Genomic DNA, 2799 nt, shown 5'->3' with positions numbered 1-2799 from the left:
GGTCGTCCGACGGCTGGGTCTCGCCCAGCGTGGACGGCAGGTGGGGATCGGTCACGCGCGCCTCCGGGTAGGGCGGTGGTTCCGCCGCCGGCGTCCGGTCGGCGCGTGTCCGGACGCGACCGGTGGTGTGTCCGTCCATTCTGGCTACCAGGCTTCCTCGGCGTCGGCGGTTCGAAAGGGGGCCGGTCGGGGTCCGGTCCGCGGCGGTGGTGTGCAGGTGGCCCCGCCCGGCCCGGCGCGGCGGCCGGGGCCCGGCGGGGCCGCTTACTGCGGGTGGTTCAGCTGATCTTGGCGACCGAGGCCTGCACCTTGCTCAGCAGCTCGGTCGGCAGTGCGCCGTAGCCCTGGGCGGCCAGCAGGCCCTGGCCCTCGCTGGACGAGGTGTAGGTGAGGAACGACTTGACCAGCGAGCCGATCTTCGGGTCCTTGTACTTCGTGCACACGATCTCGTAGGTCACGAGGGCGATCGGGTAGACGCCGGCCGTCTTCGTGGCGTAGTCGAGCTTCAGCGTCAGGTCGTCGCCGGTGCCGGTGATCTGCGCGGTGCCGGCCAGCGAACCCGCCGTGTCGGCCGACAGCGCGACCGCGCCGCCGCCGTTGTCGATCTTGGCGGTGGTCAGGCCCTTGTTGCCGGCGTACGACCACTCCATGTAGCCGATGCCGCCGTCGGTGCTCTTGACCGCGTCGGCCACGGCCGGCGAGCCGTTGACGCCCGAGCCGGTCTTGTACGGCCACGGCTTGTCGGGCGTGGCGGTGAAGACGGTCGGGGCGGTCTTCGAGAGGTAGTTCTCGAAGTTCTTCGAGGTGCCCGAGGGGTCGCCACGGAAGAAGACCGAGATCTTCTTCGACGGCAGGCTCGCGCCCTTGTTGATGGCCGCGATGGCCGGGTCGTTCCAGGTGGTGATCTTGCCGGTGAAGATCTTGGCCAGCACGTCCGGGTTGAGCGTCAGGTCGGTGACGCCGGACAGGTTGTAGCCGATCGCGATCGGGCCGACGACCATCGGGATGTCGATGGCGGTCGAGCCGCAGGCCTTGGTGGCGGCGTCCGGCTCGCCCTTGGTCGGGTCGAGCGCGGCGTCGGAGCCGGCGAAGTCGATCTTGCCGGCGGCGAAGTCGCTGACACCCTGGCCCGAGTTGGTGCTCGTGTAGTTCACGGTCGCGCCCGAGCACTGCTGCTGGTACTTCGTGACCCAGGTGGTCATCGCGTTCGCCTGGGCGCTCGAGCCGTCGGACTTGATCGAGCCGGTGGCACAGTCGCCGCTGCCGCCGGTGGTGCTGCTGCCGCTGCTGGCGGGCGCCGAGGCCGACGTGCTGCCGGTGTCGGACGACGACGTGCCGCCGCCGTTGTTCGAGCCGCTCGAGGAGCAGGCGGCCAGCGAGATCACGCCGGCGAGGAGACCGGCGACGGCGCCGGCTCGGGTGTAGGTGAGCGTCACCCTGGGTTCCCCCTTCGTCTGGGACGTTCGTGTCGTCGGCGACGCTAGGGAGCCCAGGTGGCGCATCGGGGGGGCGTGGGTGAACGGAGGGTGAACCCAGTGAGGGCCTTGGGTTATCTCTCAGTTCGGTAGAGGTGGACGGGACGTGAACGAGATCACGAACGCGACGGCTCGCCGGACTTGTCCGTTTCGCGCGTCCACTGCACGTCGACGTCGTACCGCTGGAAGCCGGCGCGCTCGTACAGGCGCAGCGCGCCCTGGTTGTCGTCGTCGACGTAGAGCAGCACGTCGGGGCAGCCGCGGTCGCGCAGGTGCCGCAGGCCCGCCCGCAGCAGGGCGCCGCCGAGCCCGGTGCCCTGGGCGGCCGGCGCCACTCCGAGCACGTAGACCTCACCGCGGCCGTCGGGGTGCACCTTCGTCCAGTGGAATCCGACGAGCGCATCGTCGCGCTCGGCCAGCAGCAGGTCGTCGGCGGCGAACCATTCCTCGGCCTCGCGGGCGGCCAGGTCGGCGCGCGTCCACCGACCCTGCTCCGGGTGATGCGCGAAGGCGGCGGCGTTCACCGCGAGCCACGCGTCCTCGTCCTGGCCGACCACGAACGACCGGAGCGTGACGCCGTCGGGCAGTGCGGTCGCCGGCACGTCCCCGAGGGTCGGCAGCAGCAGTTGGTGCAGCACGCGGGTGCGGGTGAAGCCGTGGGTCTCGAGCACGCCCGGCAACGGCGAGTTGCGGCCGTGCGTCCAGGTGCGCACGGGGCCGCTCGCTGCGAGGGCGGCATCGAGCAGGGCCTCGGCGGAGGCGGCGTCCGCGGCGATCTCGAGGTCCTCACCCGCGCGCTGCGCGTACCCGACGAGCGCGCCGTCGTCCTCGGCCACGAGGTGCACCACGTCGTCGGACGCGAGCAGGCCCAGCGTCTGGTCCGACAGCGGCGGCGCGCCGAAGCGCGACTCGAGATCGGCGGCGAGACGGCGCACCGCGGCGGCGTCCGGGCGGCGTTCGGCGACGGTGACCATGCCGGCGACGCTAGCCGCCGGTCGGGAACTCCGTCAGGCGCGGCGCCGCATCCTCAGGCGCGCCGGTGTGTGGCGACGCTGCGGGGTCGGCGCCGGCGTGTCCGCCCGCACGGTGGCCACGCACCCGGCCGGCAGTGTCCCGTCAGGCGCGGCGCAGCGGGACGACGGTGTCGTCCTCCGCGGCGTCGAGCTCGGCCTCGGCCGAGGCCCGGGCCGCCGCCGTCTCGGACGGCCGCACGAACTTGTAGCCGACGTTGCGCACCGTGCCGATCATGTTCTCGTGCTCGGTGCCGAGCTTGGCGCGCAGCCGCCGCACGTGCACGTCGACGGTGCGGGTGCCACCGAAGTAG

Annotated in this window: 3 protein-coding genes; all 3 read right to left on the bottom strand. The window is 72.4% G+C overall.

The window, feature by feature from the left end; translation table 11 throughout:
• Positions 1–278: 278 nt before the first annotated feature.
• Positions 279–1436 (bottom strand): phosphate ABC transporter substrate-binding protein PstS, encoded by a 1158-nt coding sequence (gene pstS, locus ACTHMS_RS04810; protein WP_440305533.1) that lies wholly within the window; start codon positions 1434–1436, stop codon positions 279–281.
• Positions 1437–1591: 155 nt separating this feature from the next.
• Entirely contained in the window at positions 1592–2449 is an 858-nt protein-coding gene (mshD, locus tag ACTHMS_RS04805; RefSeq protein WP_440305532.1) for a mycothiol synthase, read from the bottom strand.
• Between the two features lie 142 nt (positions 2450–2591).
• On the bottom strand, positions 2592–2799 hold a 208-nt coding region (locus ACTHMS_RS04800; protein WP_440305531.1), incomplete at its 5' end, for a winged helix-turn-helix domain-containing protein.

Origin of the sequence: Jatrophihabitans sp. (assembly GCF_051960575.1) — a bacterium.
Classification (GTDB): domain Bacteria; phylum Actinomycetota; class Actinomycetes; order Mycobacteriales; family Jatrophihabitantaceae; genus JBQCEE01.
This window is presented reverse-complemented; position numbering and strand designations above follow the sequence as displayed.